Source organism: Cyclobacterium sp. SYSU L10401, from assembly GCF_010993705.1.
Lineage (GTDB): Bacteria > Bacteroidota > Bacteroidia > Cytophagales > Cyclobacteriaceae > Cyclobacterium.
Genome location: NZ_WOFO01000007.1, coordinates 69,266 through 92,172 on the forward strand (window position 1 = coordinate 69,266; position 22,907 = coordinate 92,172).

21 protein-coding genes are annotated in these 22,907 nt (G+C 42.1%); 5 read left to right on the plus strand and 16 right to left on the minus strand.

Annotation, left to right across the window (positions count from 1 at the left end):
- Nucleotides 1–27 precede the first annotated feature (27 nt).
- Nucleotides 28–405: a hypothetical protein gene (locus tag GL182_RS16345; protein ID WP_163380855.1), complete on the minus strand. Its 378-nt coding sequence runs from the start codon at nucleotides 403–405 to the stop codon at nucleotides 28–30.
- 159 nt (nucleotides 406–564) lie between these two features.
- On the opposite strand from GL182_RS16345, the gene GL182_RS16350 reads away from it, so the two are divergent.
- Both GL182_RS16350 and GL182_RS16355 read left to right on the plus strand, forming a co-directional pair.
- The gene (locus tag GL182_RS16350; protein ID WP_163380856.1) at nucleotides 565–936 is read left to right on the plus strand and encodes a UDP-glucuronosyltransferase; all 372 of its coding nucleotides are present in this window, start codon (nucleotides 565–567) and stop codon (nucleotides 934–936) included.
- Between the two features lie 72 nt (nucleotides 937–1,008).
- Nucleotides 1,009–1,932: an AEC family transporter gene (locus GL182_RS16355; RefSeq protein WP_163380857.1), complete on the plus strand. Its 924-nt coding sequence runs from the start codon at nucleotides 1,009–1,011 to the stop codon at nucleotides 1,930–1,932.
- 2 nt (nucleotides 1,933–1,934) lie between these two features.
- Here the strand turns inward: GL182_RS16355 and GL182_RS16360 are convergent, their stop codons facing one another.
- The 13 genes from GL182_RS16360 to GL182_RS16420 all read right to left on the minus strand — a co-directional run bounded on the left by GL182_RS16360 (nucleotide 1,935) and on the right by GL182_RS16420 (nucleotide 16,054).
- A complete protein-coding gene (locus tag GL182_RS16360) occupies nucleotides 1,935–4,937 on the minus strand; it encodes an AsmA-like C-terminal region-containing protein (RefSeq protein ID WP_163380858.1) in 3,003 nt (1,000 codons plus the stop codon).
- A 155-nt stretch (nucleotides 4,938–5,092) separates the two neighbouring features.
- Nucleotides 5,093–5,701 carry an NADPH-dependent F420 reductase gene (locus GL182_RS16365; protein ID WP_163380859.1) on the minus strand — a complete coding sequence of 203 codons (609 nt, stop codon included), beginning with the start codon at nucleotides 5,699–5,701 and terminating at the stop codon, nucleotides 5,093–5,095.
- A gap of 224 nt (nucleotides 5,702–5,925) precedes the next feature.
- A complete protein-coding gene (locus tag GL182_RS16370; protein WP_163380860.1) occupies nucleotides 5,926–6,720 on the minus strand; it encodes an inositol monophosphatase family protein in 795 nt (264 codons plus the stop codon).
- A gap of 5 nt (nucleotides 6,721–6,725) precedes the next feature.
- Entirely contained in the window at nucleotides 6,726–7,409 is a 684-nt protein-coding gene (gene rsmI / locus GL182_RS16375) for a 16S rRNA (cytidine(1402)-2'-O)-methyltransferase (RefSeq protein WP_163380861.1), read from the minus strand.
- On the minus strand, nucleotides 7,409–7,639 hold the full coding sequence (locus GL182_RS16380; RefSeq protein WP_163380862.1) for a 4a-hydroxytetrahydrobiopterin dehydratase: 231 nt from the start codon (nucleotides 7,637–7,639) through the stop codon (nucleotides 7,409–7,411). Before GL182_RS16380 ends, rsmI begins: the two co-directional genes overlap by 1 nt.
- 11 nt (nucleotides 7,640–7,650) lie before the next feature.
- Nucleotides 7,651–7,917, minus strand: coding sequence for a DUF493 family protein (locus GL182_RS16385; protein ID WP_163380863.1), 267 nt, complete (start codon nucleotides 7,915–7,917; stop codon nucleotides 7,651–7,653).
- A gap of 101 nt (nucleotides 7,918–8,018) precedes the next feature.
- Nucleotides 8,019–10,133 carry a peptidylprolyl isomerase gene (locus GL182_RS16390; protein WP_163380864.1) on the minus strand — a complete coding sequence of 705 codons (2,115 nt, stop codon included), beginning with the start codon at nucleotides 10,131–10,133 and terminating at the stop codon, nucleotides 8,019–8,021.
- A 94-nt stretch (nucleotides 10,134–10,227) separates the two neighbouring features.
- Nucleotides 10,228–11,487 (minus strand): hemolysin family protein, encoded by a 1,260-nt coding sequence (locus GL182_RS16395; RefSeq protein WP_163380865.1) that lies wholly within the window; start codon nucleotides 11,485–11,487, stop codon nucleotides 10,228–10,230.
- Entirely contained in the window at nucleotides 11,487–11,699 is a 213-nt protein-coding gene (locus GL182_RS16400) for a hypothetical protein (protein ID WP_163380866.1), read from the minus strand. Before GL182_RS16400 ends, GL182_RS16395 begins: the two co-directional genes overlap by 1 nt.
- 9 nt (nucleotides 11,700–11,708) lie before the next feature.
- Nucleotides 11,709–12,218 carry an LPS export ABC transporter periplasmic protein LptC gene (lptC, locus tag GL182_RS16405; protein WP_163381035.1) on the minus strand — a complete coding sequence of 170 codons (510 nt, stop codon included), beginning with the start codon at nucleotides 12,216–12,218 and terminating at the stop codon, nucleotides 11,709–11,711.
- 512 nt (nucleotides 12,219–12,730) lie between these two features.
- Nucleotides 12,731–14,035: a hypothetical protein gene (locus tag GL182_RS16410; protein ID WP_163380867.1), complete on the minus strand. Its 1,305-nt coding sequence runs from the start codon at nucleotides 14,033–14,035 to the stop codon at nucleotides 12,731–12,733.
- Nucleotides 14,036–14,046: 11 nt separating this feature from the next.
- On the minus strand, nucleotides 14,047–15,336 hold the full coding sequence (locus GL182_RS16415; RefSeq protein WP_163380868.1) for a hypothetical protein: 1,290 nt from the start codon (nucleotides 15,334–15,336) through the stop codon (nucleotides 14,047–14,049).
- On the minus strand, nucleotides 15,323–16,054 hold the full coding sequence (locus GL182_RS16420; protein ID WP_163380869.1) for a type III pantothenate kinase: 732 nt from the start codon (nucleotides 16,052–16,054) through the stop codon (nucleotides 15,323–15,325). The genes GL182_RS16415 and GL182_RS16420 overlap by 14 nt, the downstream gene beginning before the upstream one ends.
- Nucleotides 16,055–16,157: 103 nt before the next feature.
- Here GL182_RS16420 and GL182_RS16425 point away from each other — a divergent pair, with 103 nt between their 5' ends.
- The 3 genes from GL182_RS16425 to GL182_RS16435 all read left to right on the plus strand — a co-directional run bounded on the left by GL182_RS16425 (nucleotide 16,158) and on the right by GL182_RS16435 (nucleotide 20,201).
- The gene (locus GL182_RS16425; RefSeq protein WP_163380870.1) at nucleotides 16,158–17,252 is read left to right on the plus strand and encodes an anhydro-N-acetylmuramic acid kinase; all 1,095 of its coding nucleotides are present in this window, start codon (nucleotides 16,158–16,160) and stop codon (nucleotides 17,250–17,252) included.
- 18 nt (nucleotides 17,253–17,270) lie between these two features.
- A complete protein-coding gene (locus GL182_RS16430) occupies nucleotides 17,271–18,497 on the plus strand; it encodes a Glu/Leu/Phe/Val dehydrogenase dimerization domain-containing protein (protein ID WP_163380871.1) in 1,227 nt (408 codons plus the stop codon).
- 177 nt (nucleotides 18,498–18,674) lie between these two features.
- Nucleotides 18,675–20,201, plus strand: coding sequence for a sodium:proton antiporter (locus tag GL182_RS16435; RefSeq protein WP_163380872.1), 1,527 nt, complete (start codon nucleotides 18,675–18,677; stop codon nucleotides 20,199–20,201).
- A gap of 258 nt (nucleotides 20,202–20,459) precedes the next feature.
- Here the strand turns inward: GL182_RS16435 and GL182_RS16440 are convergent, their stop codons facing one another.
- Together GL182_RS16440 and gpmI are read right to left on the minus strand one after the other, a co-directional pair.
- Nucleotides 20,460–21,032, minus strand: a complete 573-nt coding sequence (locus tag GL182_RS16440; protein ID WP_163380873.1) for a hypothetical protein — start codon at nucleotides 21,030–21,032, stop codon at nucleotides 20,460–20,462.
- 5 nt (nucleotides 21,033–21,037) lie between these two features.
- Nucleotides 21,038–22,564: a 2,3-bisphosphoglycerate-independent phosphoglycerate mutase gene (gene gpmI / locus GL182_RS16445; protein ID WP_163380874.1), complete on the minus strand. Its 1,527-nt coding sequence runs from the start codon at nucleotides 22,562–22,564 to the stop codon at nucleotides 21,038–21,040.
- Between the last annotated feature and the right edge of the window lie 343 nt (nucleotides 22,565–22,907).

Sequence of the window (22,907 nt, forward strand, 5' to 3'; positions counted from 1 at the left end):
GCACCGAAAAGGTGTATGCTAACAGGCCTATGCCTCTATCAAGGCATAAAAAAATGATGGAGGCCCTCTAAGAGAAAGCTTCTCCCTGATTTGCAGGCCAGGGCTTTCACTGAGAATAAATGGACTGGGAACCTCGTAGACCACATTTACATTGGCAATAAAGCCCCAGATCTCAGGAAGGAAAAATTGGGCATGGGTAAGCATATCCAGCAGGATCAGCTCATTTTCTGAATGCTCTCTGTTTTGTTCCTCTTCTTCCGACAAAAAAGGATGGGCATGCCTGATGGTTTCCCCGGTTTCCAGATCATGTTCATGATAAAATACCACACTGTTGAGGAGCATCATGCTGACCAAAACCAACATGCCAAAGCTTACAGCGGGCAATATTTTTCTGAAAAATTTCAAGGTATTCAGGAGTATAAAACAAATTTAAACAATAAAAACAGACTTGACAACAAGTTTGAAAGTTATGTCTTATTTTTAATTTAGTCTTGGCTAACAATTGAGTGATTATGCCCTTTTCATTTAGATTTAGGAGCTAAATCCCCTATATTTGCATTCAGGATGAATTTCGATTACAAACCGGAAACATACTTTAACGGAACAGGCGCAAGTTCGCTGTTGGTCAAACTTACCTATCCGGAAAGTCAGTGGGGAGAAGAGATCTGTATTTTTGCTACGGTTTTGGATGGTGATATTTTCTTTGAAATCATAGATTTTTACGGTAATGAATACAAGACCAAACCAGCATACAGCAGTGAGCCGCTACCGCTGCAAGACCTGATATTGCTGGTGGAATCACTAGAAGTGGACCCCGAATCAGAAATGGGCAACATCAATCAGACTTTGCTGGGAATCCCCATTGCCGAAAGCACACTGTATCCGGAACTCAAAGAATATTTCAATCAAAAACGTGCTCATTTTGGCTACATCTGATATTCCTGCCTTTTTTACAGAATTGTGGGTATTTCCTTGGTATTAATTTAATTTTGGAACTTAAACCCACCCATGTCCAATATCTTTCTTGTTATCATTTCTATTTTAGTAGGTATTTTCCTGCAAAGAATCAGGGAGTTTCCGTCCGATGCGCCAAAGGCGCTCAATGCCTACCTGATTTATGTGGTGCTCCCTGCAGTCTCCCTGCTGCATATTTCCAAACTTGAACTTAGTCTATCCCTACTTTTGCCAATTTCTGTGGCTTGGATTGTTTTTACGTTAACCTGGTTAATTTTTGGTTATCTGGGAAAAAAATTGGATTGGAAAAGAAATACTATCGGTTGCCTGATCATCTGCGGGGGGCTTTCCAACACTGGTTTTGTGGGTTATCCGATCATCGAAGCCATCTATGGTGTTGAAGGCTTGAAAATTGCCGTTTTGGTGGACCAGCCTGGATCATTTCTGGTGGTAAGCAGCCTGGCCATTATTGTAGCTTCTATCTATGGAGAAGAAAAAATGCGCAAAAGGGACATTTCTAAAAGGATGCTGTTTTTCCCACCCTTCCTTTTTTTCATTTTGGCCCTTTTACTTAACCTGTTTCAGTTGGAAATCAAAGGTGTCCTGCAACATGTCCTGGAAAGCTTTTCGGCTACCCTGACCCCCATTGCATTGATAGCCGTAGGACTGCAGATCAAAATCAAGCCGCAGGATATCAAGGACAATTTTCTTTGGCTGGGGTTGATCCATAAACTCCTCTTTATCCCTTTGGCGATTTTCATGCTTTATTTTTGGATCCTTGGGGACACACCTACAGAAAATCTAATTTTTAAAGTAAGCGTCATGGAGGCCGGTATGGCTTCCATGATTACCTCTTCTATTATTGCCGGTAACTTTAACCTGAGGCCAAAACTTGCTTCCCTACTGGTAGGAATAGGCATACCCCTCTCCTTTATTACATTGGCGGGTTGGTATTTCCTTTTAGCCTATTTGCGATAAAATTATTCCGGATTTGGTTTTTCGGATTCCGGGGTCTTTTTCCGGTTAGTAAAACCTTTCAGCAGGTTTTTAACTTCATCCACCGCTTTTTCCTTGGATTGTTCCACCAGTTTAACGGCTTCCTTTTCCACACTATCTTTGGTTACCTGGGCTTTTTCTCTGATTTCCTGCTTCAGGCTGTCCTCCCTGGCTTTAAATTCAGCGGTGATTCGTTCCTGAACACTTTCTTTTTCGCTGGATATCCTGCTTTTCAGGGTATTGGACAGGTAATTTTCCAGGTTATCAGCGGAGGCCAGACTTACCTCTGGTTTGTTATAGCTCCCTCCGATATTGAAAGCAAGGGGTATGGTTGTATTTGAAATGTCGGTACCTATGGCACCAGAGACAAGGTTATTGATTTGAGAACCAAATTTACTGGCAGGCACATCTACCGCTACCAGATAGCTGATTCTGCCATCAAAGCCAGTACTTCCCTGAATCCTGGCGGGGTAGTCCCAAAGCTGCAATTCAAAGGGTGCAATATTCAGCATTCCATCCACGATTTCAGCACTGATATTGAGGGGTTTTAATCTGATAGTTGACGCATCGTTCAACTTAGTAATACTGGTTATCCCCTGGATCAGCGGACTATCCTTGATGGCCGTTTCTGCCAGACGAATGAGCCCTTTTCCATCCAGGCTAGACAATACCGGCATCATATCCTGACCCAATAATCCCGAAAATGAAAATTTTGTAGAGAAATTGCCTGTGACATGCTGGGCTATGGGCGCAAACGCCTTGACAGTCACAAATGATTGGAATGCTTCCTGAACACCCAGGCTACTGATGTCCAGGGTCATGTCAAAGGAAGGATGAAGTATATCCCGGGTATTGTATGTGCCGTCAAAAGCCAGGGAACCGCCCAACGTTTTTGTTTTAAAACCTTCCATCCGCAATACAGCATCTTTTAAGTGCATGCTTCCGCTGGCATCTTCAAGAATAAGGTTATCATAGGTGATTCGATCCGCTTCCACTCTCATCATAAAATCAATATTTTCAGGAAGGGTTACCAACTCCAGGCTTGAGGTATCGGCACTTGTGTCTTCGGTATCCGTCATCCATTCATTGACATTGAAATTACTGGAATAGAGGTTAAGGTCCCCTCTCAACTCCTGTCCGGATTCACCCAGTAGGTAAGCCATATAATTAGACAAAATTCCATCTGCCCTAACAGGACTTTTGCCAAACCTGGCATCCATGGAGGAGAGCCGGATGGACTGGGGGCTAAACTCCGACCTGGCCTCATGGATGCGAATTCCCTGAGGATAATCTAAATCTGCATAGTAAAAATCATTGACTTGCATTTCTCCATTTGCAGTCAATTGATTAAAACGGTTGTTTTCAATGGCTTCATAACTTCCTGCTGCGTCTATGTCTGCCTGCACGCGCCCTTCCAGCACCAGGTCTTCCATAGGTAATATGGAGGCCATCTTCCCCAAATCTATGGCTCCATGTACCGAAAAATCATAATTGAGTGCTTCCAGGTCGCTCACCAAAAGCTTACCTGATATGGTCTCTTCTTCCAATTCGAATCCAAAAGAGGACACATTCACCGTCAAATCATTCATCTGGCCCGTGGTATTTATGGCAGACGCCTTCACATTTATATTATCAATTGGTGCCGGGTAGGCAGTACTCTTGACAAAACCATTGCTAAGATTTACTTCAGCATCTAACTTGGGGATTTCGCCTGAAAGGGAATCGTACCTGCCCGCCGCATTCACATCAATGGCCAGCTGGCCTTTTAATTCCATGTCTTCTATTGGGAAAATGGAGGTTATCTCTAAAAGATCCAGGGTTCCTTTAAGTTTTGCATCCATTTCATAGTTGACTAGATCTTTCAAAAAAAAGCTACCAATGAAAGGTTGATTTCCAAACTCCAAAGAAAATTTGGATAGATTTACTGAGGTGTAATCCAGATTGCCAGACTCATTGAGGACAGCCAAATCCAGGTTGACGTGTTGCACAGGCCTTGGAAGTTCCGGATATTGAAACATGCCATCGTCAATGGTAAGATTAAATTGAAAACCGGGAAAGGAACTGTCACTGTACACTCCTTTGACAAAACCTGAAAAATCCATCTCTCCGGAGGTATTCAAATCCTGAAAAGATTCTGAGTAGATTCCCGGTACCAGAGACAGCACACTCCTGAAATCGTTGTTCTCACCGGTAAAACGAGCGTCTATTTCTATTTCCTCAGCAGGCATGGCCAAATACCCATCCAGTGCGAAACCAAATTCATTGAGTGTAAGATGGGCATCTTTTGCCTCGAAACGCATGTTATTCAAGTCTACATTGATTTTTGAATCAATGCTCATGGCTTTCCTGCTCAAGTATTCAATGCCTTCATAGGTGACATTCATGATAGTCCCTCCCCCTGCAAGATCCAGGTCATACACATCCGTAGTGAGATCACCACTACCCTCCAGGTTCATATCGGAAAGCACCATTAAATAATCAAGGCTACGGTCGTCATAAATAAAGTTCAGGTTCCTGACTTCTATCATGTCAATACCCAACTGAAAAGCAGAGGGTGTCGGCTCCTCTTCTACCTCATCCTCATTGGAAAACATGATGTCATAATTGGCCAATCCATCTTCCAAAACCTTTACATAAATCTCTCCATCTACCAAATGCAGGCCTTTGAGGCTGGGTTCTTCGCTAAAGATCACAGACCAGATATCCAGGTCCACCTGCATGCTTCCAAGGTGGACCAAAGTATCATTTTGAAAAGGTGGATTTCCTTTGATTCCAAATTCACCCATACCAGCTGTAAGGTGAGGGAAATTTCTAAACACACTCAGACTGAGCAGGTCCCGGTCATAATAGACCTGTGCATTCACTGTTTTTGCCAACTCCTGATCCAGTTTATCAAAAATTTTATCTTTAAAGAAAAAAGGTACGGCAGCCAATGACACCAGAATGATGGCAAATAGGGCTAAAATGATGAACAGAAGCTTTTTCATAAATTGAGATTTTATCTAAAAATAAACAAGACGTAATTATTTTAATGTATACGGATTGCTACCAATAAGGTATATATTATTATATCACAAAAACGATACCGATCACCAAACGGAGACAGGGGAAGGCGAAAAAAGGAGGGTGAATTTTAATAGAATCAAACCGACATCAGACGAAAGTGGCAATCCCCGGATTTGGCCATGGAAATCTCCTTGCTGAGGTGATAAACTGCTTCCAGAAGACAGGCATTTTTGATCATACCAGCATCTATAGCTTTAAAGCCTATCAGTTCGATCAGCTTTTTTAGCAATTGCTTATCTTTTGGATTATCTCCACAGAAATAAGTTTCTTTGATCAGTTCCAAAGGATCTGACTTGGGGTAATCCAGGCCCAGGTTATTAAAGGCTTTGAATATTCTCTGGTATCCGGTTTCATTTCTGATGTAAGTTGTATTACAATCTACACTTTCGTTATGAACACCGTTGGTACTATCAATGTATAATTTATCTGGTGAGCCATATTGCTTCAGGTAATCACAAACCACCGGTAAAAACTCATTCTCACAACAAATGATAACCACATCAGAAGCAGTAATGGCATCTGCATAATTTAAAACATAATGGTTTTGCATTTTAAGAATTTTCCACTCTACTTTTCTGGTGCTAAAACCTTCCCTTACACCAAATACCACATCCATTCCTCTGCCGATAAATTTATTTCCCAAATTGGTCGCCAGGTTAGTACCACCTAAAATTCCTATGTTCATCTTGATATATTGTTAAACTGATAAGCAGCAATCAACAATTTTTTCTACAGTCTTGGCTGGGATAGACCTGGGTGATCAGCTTGTTAAATTGTCTGCTCTTATAAGTAAATGAAAGCTAATCAATTATAGCGAAAATACAAATTATTTTTTCACATGCGAAATATTTTTTTTTAAATTAACTTTTCTGCATTTAATCACAGTATTAAACAGTCAAATATTTCTTTTTAAAATGCAAAATTCTTCCATATGGCATCCTGTATTTCTGAATGAACCTTTCCGTTACTGGCCAGAATCTGACCGCCAAATATGAAATCGTTGCCCCCTTTAAAGTCTGTCACTTTGCCTCCAGCCTGTTGGACGATCAAAGTCCCGGCAGCAACATCATAGGATTGTAAATTGTATTCCAGGTAACCTTCTACCCTACCACAGGCTACATAACAAAGATCCACCGCAGCGGAGCCAAGTCGCCTTAATCCATGACTGTTTTGAAGGAAAAACTTTAGTAAATCTAAATATTTATCAGTTTTCCCAGCACCGTCATACGGAAATCCGGTAGCCAGCAAACTGTCGGCCAGCAGGCTAGATTGACTGACATGAATGAGCTCGCCATTACGGGTGGAGGCAGCACCCTTATGTGCTTCAAAACACTCATCAAGGTTAATCTCATAAACCACTCCAACCAATATCTCAGTAGCTGTGGCCAGGGCAATGGAAACTGCATACATGGGAATGCCATGTACAAAATTGGTCGTACCATCCAGGGGGTCAACTATCCAGGTTAATTCCCTGCCGGCATTGGCTTTGGTGCCTTCTTCTGTGATAAAGCCGGCCTCAGGCAATATTTCGCTTAAACCCTTTACAATTAACTCCTCGGCTCCTTTATCCACATAGGAAACCAAATCATTAAATCCTTTTTGTTTCACCCTCTCCCTATTGAAGTTCTTTCCCTCTTCCCGAATAAATGCACCTGCTTTTCGGGCAAGATCTGCTACCTGTTGGGTGATATTGTCTAATTCCATATTACTTATTTTCCAGCCACTGTAAGTACTATTTCTCCTTTTAAGGTGTGTTCCTGATAATAATTCAATAACTCATCCAGGCTACCTCTGATATTTTCTTCGTGCAATTTTGTGATCTCTCTGGATACACAGGCCTGCCTATCCGGACCAAATGCCTCTGCAAGCTGTTGCAGGGTTTTTATAAGGCGATAAGGAGATTCATAAAATACCATTGTCCGGCTTTCAGAAACCAAAGCCTCAATCCTTGTTTTTCGGCCTTTTTTATGAGGCAAAAAACCTTCGAACACAAAGCGATCATTTGGAAGTCCGGAATTGACAAGCGCAGGAATAATGGCTGTGGCTCCGGGTAGACTACAAATACTAAAGCCAGAGGCTATGCTTTCCCTAACCAGCAAAAACCCGGGATCTGATATGCCGGGAGTGCCTGCATCAGTAATCAAAGCAAAAACCATACCTCCCGACATCCTTTCCAAAATGCGGGTGACATTTTTATGTTCATTGTGGATATGATAACTTTCTAATGGCCTTTTGATGTCATAATGCTTTAGCAATTTCCCAGATGTCCTGGTATCTTCCGCCAAAATCACATCCACTTCCTTAAGAATTTCCAATGCCCTTAAAGTAATGTCCTTCAGGTTACCTATAGGGGTTGGAACCAAATACAAGCGAACAGAAGAACTATCATCCATTAATCCAAACCCTCTATGGCCTTTGCCAACTTCCTGTCTTTTTCGGTAATGGTATTCCCCTGATCGTGCGTGGTCAGCTCTATTTGAACTTTATTGTAGACATTACTCCAGTTGGGGTGATGACCGTGGGCTTCCGCCAGAAAGGCTACCCTTGTCATAAAGGCAAAGGCTTCCGTAAAGTCTTTAAATTCAAAAGTTTGCGTCAACTTATTATTTTCTTCTTTCCACATAAATCAGTTTTTTAAAGTGATATGACTCCTTCAATCTTGGCAGCATTTTCATACACATCTATGATAGATTGACTATCAGGCATCATGGCCTTAATGGTTGCACTAACGTAATTCCCTTTAGACGAAGACTTTAACTTCATCTCATTATTAGGCAGCAATTCAGCAATTTTATTCTCTTTCCCACTGGGAACAATAAACTTAAACATGTACAAAGCAGGAAAACTATGTTGGTTTTCCAGCTTTTCCTTAAATGCCAAGGTGTCAAAATTCCTTTCCATATCAATTTCAACCAAATTTCAGGAAAATTAAATCCCCAAAAACAAAAAAAATCCCATTCTTAGAAAGAATGGGATCCCATTAAAGGTATTTTTGGTAATAATCAAAAGAATTTATACCTGTAGTCTTTAACTCCTGCCAGCTCTTCCATCGCCATCATGATCATGTAGGAAGTCCTTTGAGAAGCATTATCTGTTATCTCATTTTGGTAGCGGGTATAATCGGCAATTTCAGATGCTGGAATGATACTATTCAACTCCGCTACAATCACACCAATGTCCTCCTGAACAGGTTCTGTGCGGTCTCCTGATTCCTGCAGGCCAAATATGGCTCCTACGGCTTTTGGTGCAAATCCTACCCCAGGCAAGGTGCTGGCATTTAACCTCAAATCAGGTGTTGAACCGATAGAAGCATCAGGAAATGCTTCCTTCATGGCTTCAAGGGTTTCCAGTCCCCCAATTTTCTCTTTAATATAAGCCGCCTTTTTATCATTTTTCAGTTCCTGACTGGCCTGAGCCTTGATCTCAGGATCATTGATGCTGCCATCGCCTTCCTCAGTTTTGTTCGATAACAAGGCCACCACATAAGCATCTTCCAATTCAAAAACATCAGATACTTTGCCAATGGATGCATCATTGAAGGCCCATCGGACAATTTCCCTTGCTCCAGTCATGTTATTCAGGGAGCGAGAAGTAGGTCCTACATTGTTTGCGGACAAAATCTCATACCCTTCTCTTTCAGCATTAGACTCAAATGTAGATGGGTTGGAAGAGTTGGCTGCAAAATAATCGGCATTCCTGAACACGTCATTCCTGGTGATATCACTGGCAATCAATTCCATTTCAAGCACAGCAACTTTCTGGGTCAGGGTCTGCTGCAGTTCCGTAACTTTAATGATATGGTACCCATATTCTGTTTCTACCAGCCTATTGATGACTCCGGCTGTATTGACGGAGAAAACAGCATCTGCAAATTCCGTAACAAAATCTTCCTGATAAAACCAGCCCAAGTCCCCTCCACGCTGAGAAGTAGCATCCTGACCATATTGAGCAGCTGCAACTTCAAAGTTGCCGGTTTCATTGACTTCAGCCAATATATCCATGGCCTGTAGTCTTACCTGCTCCTTTTCCTCATCTGACATACCTTCAGTACTCAGTAAAATATGACTTGCCCGCATCCGGGGATCGCCATCAAATCGTTCGGTAATCTTATAGGCTACATAACTGGATGAATTACTTAAAAAGGGTCCATAAACCACTCCTTCTTCCGGTTCCTCCACATTATTGGTAAGGTTCTCCGGAAGAGGGTCCCCCGGATTTAGCGTAACAAATGGATTTTGTGCTTCCGAATTTCTTACGACGAACGCCGAGTCGCTATTTGTTTCCTTCAACTCTGCTATCAAACCATTGATCTGGTCCAAAGCAGCTGCCGAATCCTCTGCGCTGGGGTGTAGGGGAAAACGAACATACCTCAATCCCCTACTTTCGGTCACCTTAAATTTCTCCTGGTTTTTGCTGATATAGGATCTGATCTCCGAATCACTGACCTGAACCAGGGAATCAGATACCGTATAATAGGGAATATGGATGTGCCTGACATCAGCAATGGTGTTGGCACCCTTGTGTTGCAACCTGGCTTCTGCACTATTAGCGTATTCAGATACAGCCAGCATATTGTCATACTTTATTCTCAACCGTGAATCAGCAAACATCTTCTCCTGCTGTGCCCAAAAAGCCTGCTGCTGAGGATCGGCACTTTCCAGGGACTGCAAAAAAGTAATCAATTGCTGCCTGTCAAATTCTCCTGTTTCAGGATTGGTCAATTGTTGTCTCAGTTCACCAATGATATTTTTGCCCTGAACCATATCTACCAATTCCTCATCAGAAATCTGTAATCCCAATTCTTCATACTGAACGGAAAAAATCTTTTCGACCACCAGCGCTTGCCAGGCCTGATCCCTGATGCTTGACAGGTCACTTTCAGTTGGGTTTCTACCCGTACTTTGTTGAAACCTCATTTTGGTTTGTTCAATCTTCTGAACATATTCATCATAAGAAATATCTTCACCGGCTATTTCTCCCACAGTGGTTCTGCCGGATCCCAAAATCATGGAATTCGGGCCCAGTATATCTCCTCCTACTAAAAAGAAAATAAGTCCCACTGCAATAACACCGATTGCGAGACCTGTTCTTTGTCTAATTTGTTTTATTAATGCCATTCTCCTGTTTTTTGAAGTGTCGCAAAATAATTACATATAGCGGTAAATTCAAAATATTACAGCATCTATAAATCAAGTATTTCCACAACACCGGTTATTCTATATTAATTTTGATGGTATCTATTCTGTGATCCTGTTTGGAGACCACGGTAAAAGTAAAAGGACCATAGCTGACAGACTCCCCTTTCTGCGGTATCCTTTCGGTCAGCGAAAGGATAAATCCTGCCAGGGTCTCAAATTCTCCCTCAGGCAAGTTCCAATTATATTTCTCATTGATAAAATCAATTTCATGCCTGGCACTTAGCAGGTATTCATTTTCCGATACTTGCTGTTCGATCAGGTCATCATTGTCATATTCGTCCTCTATTTCTCCGAAAATCTCTTCGATAATATCCTCCATGCTCACTATTCCGCTGGTCCCCCCAAACTCATCCACAACCAATGCCAGACTTTTTCTTTCTTTGATAAATTGAACCAGCAGCTCATTGGCAAGAGCAGATTCAGGAACAATGATAATAGGGGTCAGGATGTCTTCAAGTGATTTGGGCTTTTTAAAAAGCTCCAGGTGGTGACAGTAACCGATCACATCATCAATCGTCTCCTTATAAATGATAATCTTTGAGTGACCACTCTCTACAAAAACCTCCTTCAACTCTGCAATGGGGTCCTCTACCTCTACAGCAACAATATCGGTTCGGGGTACCATGCACTCCCTTACTTTAACTTTCTTGAAGTCTACGGCATTATCAAAAATCTTTGCGTCAATTTCCAGGTCCACCCCTTTGGGATCCAGGTAATTTTGAATAAAACGGTTTAGATCAGTGATGGTAAAAGCTGGTTTCTCCTCATTGTATTCCAACTTAAGCACCCTGACAATAACAAACTTGGAAAGTCCGACCACTACCCAAACGATGGGGTACAAAACATAATAAATAATCGCAAAAGGCAAAGAAAAAAACGAAAGCAGGTTATTGGGGTTCAGAATAAAAATACTTTTGGGTATAAATTCTGCCGTAATCAATACAATGATGGTAGACACAACCGTTTGTACGATCATTACGCCTGCCTGTGTATTCAGGGAATCCGGTAGCAAATACCCAATAGGGGGACCCAATAGGTAGGCCATGAAAATCCCGTAAAGGACCAGGCTGATGGTATTCCCCATCAGGGTAGTTCCGATAAACTGCCCTGGGTTCTGAACAAAATTCGCTAATATTCTTCCGGATATTTTTCCCTGCTTGCTTTGAAGTTCGATGTGAAGCCGGTTGGCTGACACAAAGGCAATCTCCATTCCGGAAAACAATGCTGAAAAGAACAAACTGATCAGCACCATCCATAAGTATTGATCTGCCATCAGTTTTTATTTCTTTTCTTCCTGCCAGGTTTTTCCTGACTGTTCTCTGACTCTTCCACTTTATTTTTGCGGTACATGTGCCAAAACAACAAAACTACAGCAAACATGAACAACGGATAGGAGGCCATGATACCTGCTTTCATGGTAAGGTGAGCCCCGATTACCACCAGGGCGGCTGCCAATGCCAATAAAATGGTACCTGTTATTTTCATTTACCTGGTTTAAAGGACATTCTCAATTATTCCTGTCACTTTTTTAAATTTATAATCATTGAAACCTTCATCTGCTTCCATCCCTGTACCTTTGATGATCCTGTCAGGCTCTTCTACGGTTACAAATTTTTCGGTATAGATTTTCTTTTTACTTCGATCCCAGAAAAGTTCTTCGGAAGACAACTTTTGCTCTTTCAATAAATTATTCACCTGCACATCTCCCTCTCCCCTATACAGGTTATTTTTCCGGTCATAAAACCCCCGGTCGGCACGAATGGTAGTGCTCAAGGTGCCGTCTTTTTCAAAGAAGTGAATCAGGATCCCTTCCGGAAACTCATTGTCCCCATTTCTAAATTCAAGCTGCTTATCCGCCATCAATTTGGTCCTTACCAAAGCAGAATCACTGTGCAGCAATTCCATCTGAAAACTGGTTCTTATTGGCCCCTCATAAAGTTCCAGCTGACTTTTATCTACGTCTTCTCTGCAGGAAATAAGGGCCGCCACAACCAACAGAAGCATGACCCCATTCAGACTTCCAAAGGAAAACCAATCAGGAAAATTGTTTTTCCCGATTCCGGTTATATGATTCAAACTGGTTAACGCCATAATATTGACACAAAGGTAAGTACATTTTTTAAAGGAATACCTACTTTAAACAAGCATTACTGAATCATTTGACGAATGAGGCTCAATTATGTTTCTTTTCTCTTAAGTATTTCATGTGATTATAATTGATTTTTAATGGCCACATGGAATCTCGCAATAATAATCATCCCTCCGTGCGTCGCCTTCGTCATGCTCGATTTCATCCGTTTATAATTTGTTTTATGCGGTCAGATGCCTGTCCCGATACTAAATCGGGAGAATCTTTGACGATTAAAATAATCATTGCCCTGTGTGTTTAATGATGATTTTAATCGTGTCGATTTCATGAAATGGAGGCCCGGCTGCCTTTATTCTAAATCAAAAAAGGCGGTAAGATTACCGCCTTTTTTGATTATAAATCCTGATCATTCAGGCTTTGGTATGTATCAATCTCTCGTAGCTAATTTCACGGTCTGACCTACCCAGCAGCCGGTATTGATGGAATCACCTACCTGGTAACCTTCCGTAAATAATTCTTCTTTTGAAGGGAACCTGGATTTTGCATTGGCCATTCCCTCATTGTTACCTGCCCTGGCATACTCATTGTATGCGGCAATGTAAATGGAGTAATCTTTTACACGACTCTCTCCTCCTTTACATTCATTGGAAGAAGACATGATCATGCCGGCAATAAAGGAATGGGCATCCGCCTCTCTCTCTTCATTCATCTCAGCAGCTTTGAGGGCTGAAGACCTGGCCTGGCTTTTTCTGCCCAGATTTGCGTGGACTTTAGCCATGTCCCAGTGGATCTCAGCTTTCTGCTCATCGGTTTCTGCCAAGGTAAGCGCCTTCTCAAATAGCTCACCTGCTTTGGCGTACTCTGAATTTTGCATGTAGCGCATTCCCCTTACCTGAGAAGTACTGAAAGTGGGGCTGTCATTGTCTATGGTCTCCAACGCAGCAAGGAAGACATCACTGCTGGTACATTTTTCCTTGATGGCGTATTGAAATACTTGCTTGGCCAGTTTCAGGTTAGTGGGATCCTCCATCAGTTTGGGACCCATGTTGTTTTCAATAAAATCACAGTTGATGATATCCATGGCACCAAGCAATTGCTCAAGTGTGGACTTGGAGGTCGCTACATTTACACCGGCAGCTTCATCTTCATCCAACTTGCTGGTGATAAATTCATATTTGGTGATGATTTCTTCAGGAGTATAGGCCTTGTTATAGGCGAAATTTCTATATACCGCATCAAAATAGGCCGCATTCAGCGAAGATGGCTCCAGTTTACCATGTATTTCTATGGTTTTCTCAAAAAGCTCGACGGCAATGGCCACTTTTTCTTTATTTGCCTTATAAAACTTATAGGCATAATAAGCCTTGTTAGCAATCCAATTGGGCTCATTGTCATACAGTTCCTTTCTCAAATCATAGATGGTCAGAACCGAATCCTGGAAAGCAGCAATATCTGCTTCATCGGTAGCTGCTTCTGAAGCTCCTGCGTATACTTTGACTCCATTGATATACAAAGCCTCATTCAAATCCGGAGAATTCGCCAGCAGCCAGTTTAATGGCTTCTTGGCTTTCAAATACTCTTCCGATTTCAAATAATCATTGTAAGCCGCATTGTATTCCCTGGCCTTGGCTTCCATCTGTGGATCCGATGGCCAGTTCCAATTTTCCTGAGCCTGTACTAGTCCTACCAGGAGGAAGGACAAACATCCGATAATTGCCGATTTAATTTTCATGTTTGTCAACATCATTCAAATACTTTTTTGTAAAACCAACTGTTGTCATTTATTGATATTCCTAAAGAAACTTTAAAATAATTTTCTCTAACTAATCCATCGTTTACTGTTCCCCTTGTCCCAACCTTCACTGCCAAATTCAGTAACGATAAACTGTATATCGGTAGTGAAGTACCAAAATTAATGCCAATATCATCAATCTGGTTTTGGTTCAGCAGGTAAGGCAATTGCTCATACTCTATACCCGCCCTGAAAGTAGACCTACTCAACATGCTCTCAATGGAGAACGCATTGGGTATGTATTGGCCTCCCAGTGATAGTTTAAAGGCATTTCCCAGGTTACTTTGAGCAGCATTAAAACCCCTGTAATCAGTAAAGTCCTGAAACTGCGCTTCTACACTTATAGCAAATTTATTAATTTTTTCATAAGTTACACCATAACCTATCTTATTAGGCAAGAAAATACTTCCAGAAACATCATCTGAAATCACATCTCCGGGAGAATTTGGAATGCTAGCTTGGCCTGATTCTGCCATTTTTGCAAATTCTTTTCCACTAATGTCCCCAAAAATATGATAAATGGCACCTAAATTCAGGTATTTCTGCTCACCAATTTGCTGGGCATAGTACACACTCCCCTTAAATGTGACATCACTGAAAGTCAGCCTTTCGTAATATTCGGAGGAGATTCCTATGCCATTCAGGTTTTCATCCAGCAAATCCAACTGATTGGTTCTGATGGTTGAGCCAAAAGTATAGGCTCCTTCCACTCCCAGGCTTAGGTTTTTGTAGACCTGAAATCCACTCTGCAAATACACCTGACTTAGTCCCCCCCTACCATCTATGATGTTTTGAGATACCAAATCGGTATTGGTGACCGGAGTATTGACAGTAATGTTATAGTCTACACCTGTAAGTTGATTCAAGCCCAATCCAATGGTGAATTTTCGGGGTACTACAGGGAAAGACATGGCTACATAACTTAGTCCACCCCCATCCAGAATTTCAGTATTGGAGGATGTGGCTGCCGACAATTGGTTGTAATTGAAAGCTGCCTGAAAACTATAGGCTCCATTTTTAACGGAAATGGCCGGGTTTACATGGTTGACGCTAAAACTATTGCCAAAACTAATTCCCATTCCTCCCATGCCCTGGTTTTGGGTGAGACCGGAGTTATTGAAAACCCCCACTCCCAAAGAACTATAGGTTGATGAGGTAAATTGAGCCAGACTATGATTAGGGATGGCAACACATCCAAGGAAAAAACCGAGGGTAGCCAATAATAATTTATTTTTCGACATTGTATGTTAAAATTCTATCCAATCCGTATAGAACCAAATTGGGGATTACAAATATGTGGTCTTTTATTAAGCTTTCAAAGATTTCGGCATCCCCTCCACTAATAAAGACATGAACTTCTCCGAAAGCTTTCTGGTAATACCGGATATATTCCTTCATTTCACCCATTACCCCATGAAAGATTCCTGACTGCATACAGCTTACTGTATCCGTCCCTGTCACAGGAAAATTTTCACCTGTCAAATGCACTAAAGGCAGTCTGGCTGTAAATTCATGCATGGACCTGGATCTCAGGGAAATCCCGGGAGAAATTGCCCCTCCTTTAAACCGGTCATTTTCATCCAGAAAATCATAGGTAATACAGGTTCCCAGATCTATGCATAAAACGGGTCCGCTTTTTTTTAAGTGCCTGCCGCCAATCACTGCCGCTATCCGGTCAAGCCCCAGTGTTTCAGGACTGGCATAATCATTATTTACAGGCAGCGGGGTATTCCGGTCAAAAAAAAGGAATGGAAATTTGACGGTTTCTTTCAACTCATTTTCACTCCATTTAACGGAAGATATGATCACCTGCTCATCCACTTCCGGTCTAAAATAATTTTTAAAGGATAAAAGATCTGTAAAGGAATTGGATTCCAATAATTCACCCTCTAAGAAAACACCACATTTAATCCTGGTGTTTCCCATATCTACTGTCCAATGCCTGAGTTCTTTTTTCATTTCGTTTCGAAAACCACTTCAAAATTAGTCAATTTACTTTGGAGGCTGATTGATGAAATGTTATTTTTAGATTTGGAAAGTTCTTTTTAACAAACTTTAACCCATGAATGAACCTTATCGGTATGAATTGGTCGGACTCATGTCCGGAACCTCAGGAGACGGACTGGATCTGGCTTTTTGTCAATTTACCAAAAAGGAATCCTGGACTTTTGATATCCGAAAAGCTACTACCATTCCTTTTCCGCACGAGCTGAGGCAATCTCTCCGGTCAGCGCACCTGATGGATGCCCAAGCACTTGAGATATTAGACCTGGAGTTCGGAACCTGGATGGGCCATGAAGTGAAAGATTTTTGCGTATCCAATGGCCTTCGACCCTCAGCGATCGCATCACATGGCCATACGGTCTTCCACCAGCCTGACAGGGGCATGACCAAACAAATTGGAAATGGGTATGCTCTTTGGCAAGCTTCTGGCCTACCTGTGATCAATGACTTTAGAAAGTTAGACGTGATCCTGGGTGGACAGGGGGCCCCGTTGGTACCTGTAGGGGATGCCCTCCTTTTCGCAGATTATGATTTTGCCCTCAATCTGGGCGGCATAGCCAATATTTCCATGCAGGTAAATGACCAAAGGCTGGCTTTTGACACCTGTCCATTCAATCTGCTGTTCAACCATTTTGCACAAAAGGCCGGTAAGCCCTATGATGCCAATGGAGACCTTGCCAGAACAGGAAAGGTAAATCTTCAGCTGCTTTCTGCTTTGGAAAAGCTGCCTTACTACCAAATATCAGGAGCTAAATCCCTGGGAAGAGAAGACATAGAAAAGGATTTCATCCCTGTCCTGGAAGCGGCTGATGCCTCTATTCCAGACCTGCTTGCGACCTTATCAGAACATTTTGCCAGATGCCTGTCGGAGATCATGCTTCAGCATAAAACTCCTGCACCATCCCAGCAATTATTGGTGACCGGAGGCGGGGCCTATAATGCTTTTTTTATAGAAAAACTTTCCGCTAAAATCACCCCCCAGATCGCCCTAAGCCTCCCTGAAAACCAAATCATTGATTTCAAGGAAGCTTTGGTCTTTGCCTTCCTGGGAGTCTTGAGATGGAGAGGAGAAAACAATTGCCTTGCTTCAGTAACCGCTGCTTCCAGGGACAGTTGCGGTGGTACGATGTATGGATTTTTACCTGAATACTGAATCTAAACCAAAAAATTCATGAGAGAATTGCTTAAAAAATTTGAAAATCAGCAACCTGAAATTGTTTTTGAATGGAGTGACAGCGAATCCGAGGCAGAAGGATGGCTGGTGATCAATTCCCTCAGGGGAGATGCTGCCGGTGGAGACACAAGAATGAAAAAAGGATTGGAAAAGAACGAAGTCATCCAACTCGCTAAAAATACAGAAATCAAATATACGGTTTCCGGTCCACCAATCGGGGGTGCAAAAGCAGGCATTAATTTCGACCCAAAAGATCCGAGGAAGGAAGCTGTACTTAAAAGATGGTTTAGGGTGGTTTCTCCCATTCTGAAAAGCTACTTTGGCACAGGAGCAGGCATCCACATCGATGAAAATAAAGAATTGATTCCCTTGACAGAAAATTATGGGTTATGGCATCCACAGGAAGGAGTGGTCAATGCGCATTACAAAGCAGAAGAACCCAATAAAATCAGGAAAATCGGCCAGTTGAGGTATGGGCTTTCCAAGATCATTGAAAACCAGGATTTCTCCCCATCGGCTCCATCTAAAATTCAGGCCAGCCGCATGATCACCGGATATGGACTTGCCGAGTCGGTATTACATTACTACAAACTCTGGGGAGGTTCCGTAAAGGGAAAAAAGGCCATCATTCAGGGCTGGGGCGATGTAGGATCAGCCACGGCTTATTTTCTTTCCAGGGCCGGGGTCAAGATTGTAGGGATCATCTCTTTGGAAGGGGCCATCATAGACAAAAATGGACTTCACACAGATGATATCATTGAACTATTTGTCAACAAAGAGAAAAATAAATTGAAAAGCAGTAAGCTGATCCCTTTTGAGGAGGGACAGGAAGCCATTTGGCAAATACCCACGGACATATTTATCCCTGCAGCCAAGTCCAGACTGCTATCCAAATCCCAATTGGAAACAATGATATCCGGTGGATTGGAGTTGATTGCCAGTGGAGCCAATTTTCCCTTTGATGAAAATGATATTTTTATGGGTCCTGTGAGTACATTGGCTGATGATCAGATTTCCCTGATCCCTGATTTTATTTCCAATGTGGGTATTGCAAGAATGGCTGCCTACCTCATGTCGGATAAGGCGCTGCTCACGGATGAGGCCATTTTTCAGGATGTCAGTAAAACGATCTTCAAGGCACTTAAAAAATGTCATGAAACCAATCCTAAAAAGACACAAATATCCAGAACGGCATTGGAAATTGCCCTTCAACAATTACAATAATCACCATTTCAAAATCTGCGGTCAAAAAACACCATGTTTTTTGACCGCTCTTCTGAAATAATTTGGTACCTAATAGACAAAATAACTAGTTTAGGGAAATTTATTTTAACCTATTGTTTTTTCAATCCGCTTGAAAAGACCCGACTTAATCATACTTCGAACAATAATATCAAGTGAATGAAGAAATATTTAGCTTCATGGCTCCTCCTATTTGGTTTGTTAATGATTGGGGCACCAAACGTCATTGTTGCCCATTCATTACCTTCTCCTTCCTTTATTACCCAGGTGCAGGAACAGGTAACACCTTCACAGGAATCAGAAAACTCTCCGCAATCTGCACTTGAACCTGCCCATGAAGACAGCCATGGCCACGCACCGGGATGGCTGGTCATACCATTTGCCCTATTGCTCCTGATGATTGCTACCGGCCCCTTATTTTATGAGCATTTCTGGCACCACCATTACCCGAAGATCGCTGTCAGTCTGGCCGTTATTGTTGTACTTTATTACCTGTTTGTCCTGCAAAATGTACACAATCCAGTACATGCGCTGGCAGAATACGTTCAGTTCATTGCCCTACTCGCATCCCTATTTATTGCCTCTGGCGGGATATTAATTCAGGTAGACAAGCAATCTACTCCTATTGCTAATGTCATTTTGCTACTGATCGGTGCATTGATTTCTAATCTCATAGGAACCACCGGCGCATCCATGTTACTGATCAGACCCTTTATCCGGCTGAATAAACACAATATCCAACCCTACCATATTATTTTCTTTATTTTTATGGTGAGCAATATAGGGGGATCCTTGACCCCTATCGGAGACCCTCCGCTTTTCTTGGGTTTCCTTAAAGGTGTACCATTTTTCTGGACCCTGGAACACAACTGGCCAGCCTGGATACTGGCTTTAACGATCCTGTCAATCATATTTTATTTGGTAGATAGAAAATTTGGAAAAAATGGCAGCAATGGAGAGCTGGAAGAGGAAAATCACTTTTCTAATAAAATTTCACTTACAGGTACCAAAAATTTCTTTTGGTTGCTGCTCATTATTATTTCTGTTTTTTTAGACCCCAATGTTCTGGATTGGGTTCCTGCCATTCACTATGATGGTCAGAAATTCAGTTTTATCAGAGAAACCATCATGTTTTCGGTTGCTTATTTCTCCTACAGGTTTGCCGATAGAAAAGCCCTTCAGGGCAACGAATTTAATTTTGAACCCATCCGGGAGGTTGCCTTTATCTTTATCGGCATATTTGGTACCATGATGCCTGCACTTGAACTGGTAGGGACCTTCGCCCAATCTGAAGAAGGTGCAGCCATGATCACTTATAATAGCCTGTACTGGGGGACAGGACTACTGTCAGGATTCCTTGACAATGCGCCAACCTACCTGAACTTCCTTGCAGCAGCCATGGCCTCTCAGGGAGCGGATATCAATATGATTCAAGATGTAAAGGATTTTGCCATGGACAACTATCTGGAATCTTCCTTTGAACTGATGGCCATTTCCATTGCTTCAGTGTTTTTTGGCGCCATGACCTATATAGGAAACGGTCCTAACTTTATGGTGAAGTCCATTGCCGAACAGAGCGGGATCAAGATGCCCTCCTTCTTTGGCTATATCCTGAGGTTTTCCATACCCATTTTACTGCCCATTCTATTGATTACCTGGCTGGTCTTTTTTGCCTTTGCGGGCTAACTTGATTTAACCTGAAATTTTGTACGTGGTTTCGTTTCAGCATGCCCAGCGTACCGGAAACGACCAGAAATTGCAAAGATACAGTGAAAGAGGATACCTCATGGCAAGGGCTATATGGGCATGAAATAGCTCTCCCAAGCTAATTTTTGGATTTAAAGCAGTTGATTAAAAAAGCACCAGGGTATCAAGCCTACATTTTTTGTTCACCGGAACAATGATGGCTACGAAAATGAAGCATTTCTGCACCCTCAAAATGGTTTATTCTTCTATTTCAGCCTGTACTTCCAGGCTGGTGCCTGTCAGAAACCATACTTTCTGGTTTCCTTCAAGGCTATAGGTAGAAAGCTGCTCGTTTTCATCAAATGTCAATTCTCCATAAACTTCGGAATGGTAAAAGAGATTGTTCTTGATCGCTACAATACCAATCTCCCTTACCTTTCCTTCCTTTTTGCTCACCTTGATCTCGCGGATATTGTTTTTTTCGTCAGGCTTCAGGGCATGAATCAACAAGTTGTCCTCTTCCCTGGTCTCGTAGGAGGAGGCCAAGGCGGCTTTATTGATATCCGATTGAAAAAAGAAATCCAATTCCTTTCTCCACGCTTCCTTGTCAGGAATAAATTTTACCCGTTCCTCTTCATCATTAAAGCGAATGGTCTTGGATACATCAGCTCCTGCACTCTGGGCAATTTTCTGCTCAAGAAAATCAGCCATTGGAAAATAGGCATCAATCTGAGTAGGGTTGGAAAAGGGTACTGACTCCTCCTCCGTACAGGCTACACCCAAATAGGCCAAAACCATGAGCCATAAAAAACCTTTCAGGCTGCTTTTCATGATGCTCAATGCTTCAGCAGCACATTCCCGGTCATCTCTTCAGGCTTTTGGATTCCAATCAACTGAAGGATGGTAGGTGCCAAATCTCCCAATTTGCCATCATTTACCTCCAACCGGTCGTTCTTGTCTACCATGATGCATGGGACCAGGTTCGTGGTATGGGCAGTATTGGGTGTGCCATCCGGGTTGATCATGCAGTCGCTATTGCCATGATCTGCTATTACAATGATGGTATAATCATTTTCCAGGGCCTTTTCGATGACAGATGCCGCACATTCATCCACGGCCTCACAGGCTTTCACTGCCGCTTCAAAAACGCCGGTATGTCCTACCATATCCGCATTGGCAAAGTTCAGGCAAATAAAATCCGCCTCTTTTTTGGGGAGTTCCTGATTGATTTTTTTGGCGATTTCATGCGCAGACATTTCCGGTTGCAAATCGTAGGTAGCGACTTTGGGAGAATTACAGAGTATCCGGGTTTCCCCTTCAAAGGGTTTTTCCCTACCGCCGGAAAAAAAGAAAGTGACATGGGGATATTTTTCGGTTTCTGCGATCCTGATTTGCTTTTTACCGTGTTTTTCCAATACCTCTCCCAGGGTATTACGCAGGTTATCCTTTTCAAAAACTACAGATATCCCTTTGAAATTTTCATCATAAAGTGAAAAAGTAACATAGTTTAGTTTTAACTTTTTCATGTTATAATCCGGAAAATCTTTTTGGGTCAGGACTTCGGTAATTTCCCTACCCCGATCTGTCCTGAAATTAAAACAAATCACCGTATCGCCTTCGGCTATGGTAGCCAGAGGCTTTCCTTCCTCATCCACTTGAATGATAGGCCGGATAAACTCGTCTGTTACGCCATTTGCATAAGATTTCCTGATGGCGGAGAGCATGTCTTTGGATTTCTCTCCTTCTCCATTTACCATGGCATCATAGGCCAGTTTTACCCTTTCCCAACGCCTGTCCCTATCCATGGCATAATACCTACCAATAATAGAAGCTAATTTTCCGGCAGATCCTTCACAGTGGTTTTTCAGCTCTTCCAAAAATCTTACGCCACTTTTAGGATCAGTGTCTCTTCCATCCGTAAAGGCATGGATAAAAACATCCTCTAATCCATTGGCTTTGGCAGCATCGCATAATCCTTTTAAATGGTAAAGGTGTGCGTGAACTCCTCCGTCAGAAACCAGACCAATTAAATGGACTTTCTTACCATCCCGAAGTGCTTCGGCAAAAGCTTTCTTCAGCACAGGATGCTCATTCAGGTCTCCTTCTTTTACCGCCTTGTTTATTTTTACCAGGTCCTGATAGACAACCCTGCCCGCCCCAATATTCATATGGCCAACTTCAGAATTCCCCATCTGACCTTCCGGAAGCCCGACAGCCAAACCTGAAGCATCCAATCTTGAATGAGGATAATTTTCATACAGGCTGTCAATAAATGGTGTTTTGGCTTTATCAATCGCAGAGACTTCAGGAATGGGAGCAATGCCCCATCCATCGAGAATCATTAATAAAACTTTCTTATTCATTTGTTTATAATTTGATTTTTAATGGTCAGATGGAATCTTTGACGATTAAAATAATCATTACCCTGTGTGTTTAATGATGATTTTAATCGTGTCGATTTCATGTCTTTTTCTATTGGTTACAATCAAACAAAAATTCCGGACGTTTCCTAAAACATTGGTTCCGGACACCCATTTGGGACAATCATTCCCGGGATTTTATTGCCTCGCAAATATAAGATAATAATACATAGGGCTTGGTAAATTAGGCAATAATCTATGCTAAGTAATCACCCTGTTTCATCCCAGAGAGAATGTAGCATTTAATCTGCGAAAGATTCTTTTTGGCCTGAAATTTGAGATTTGC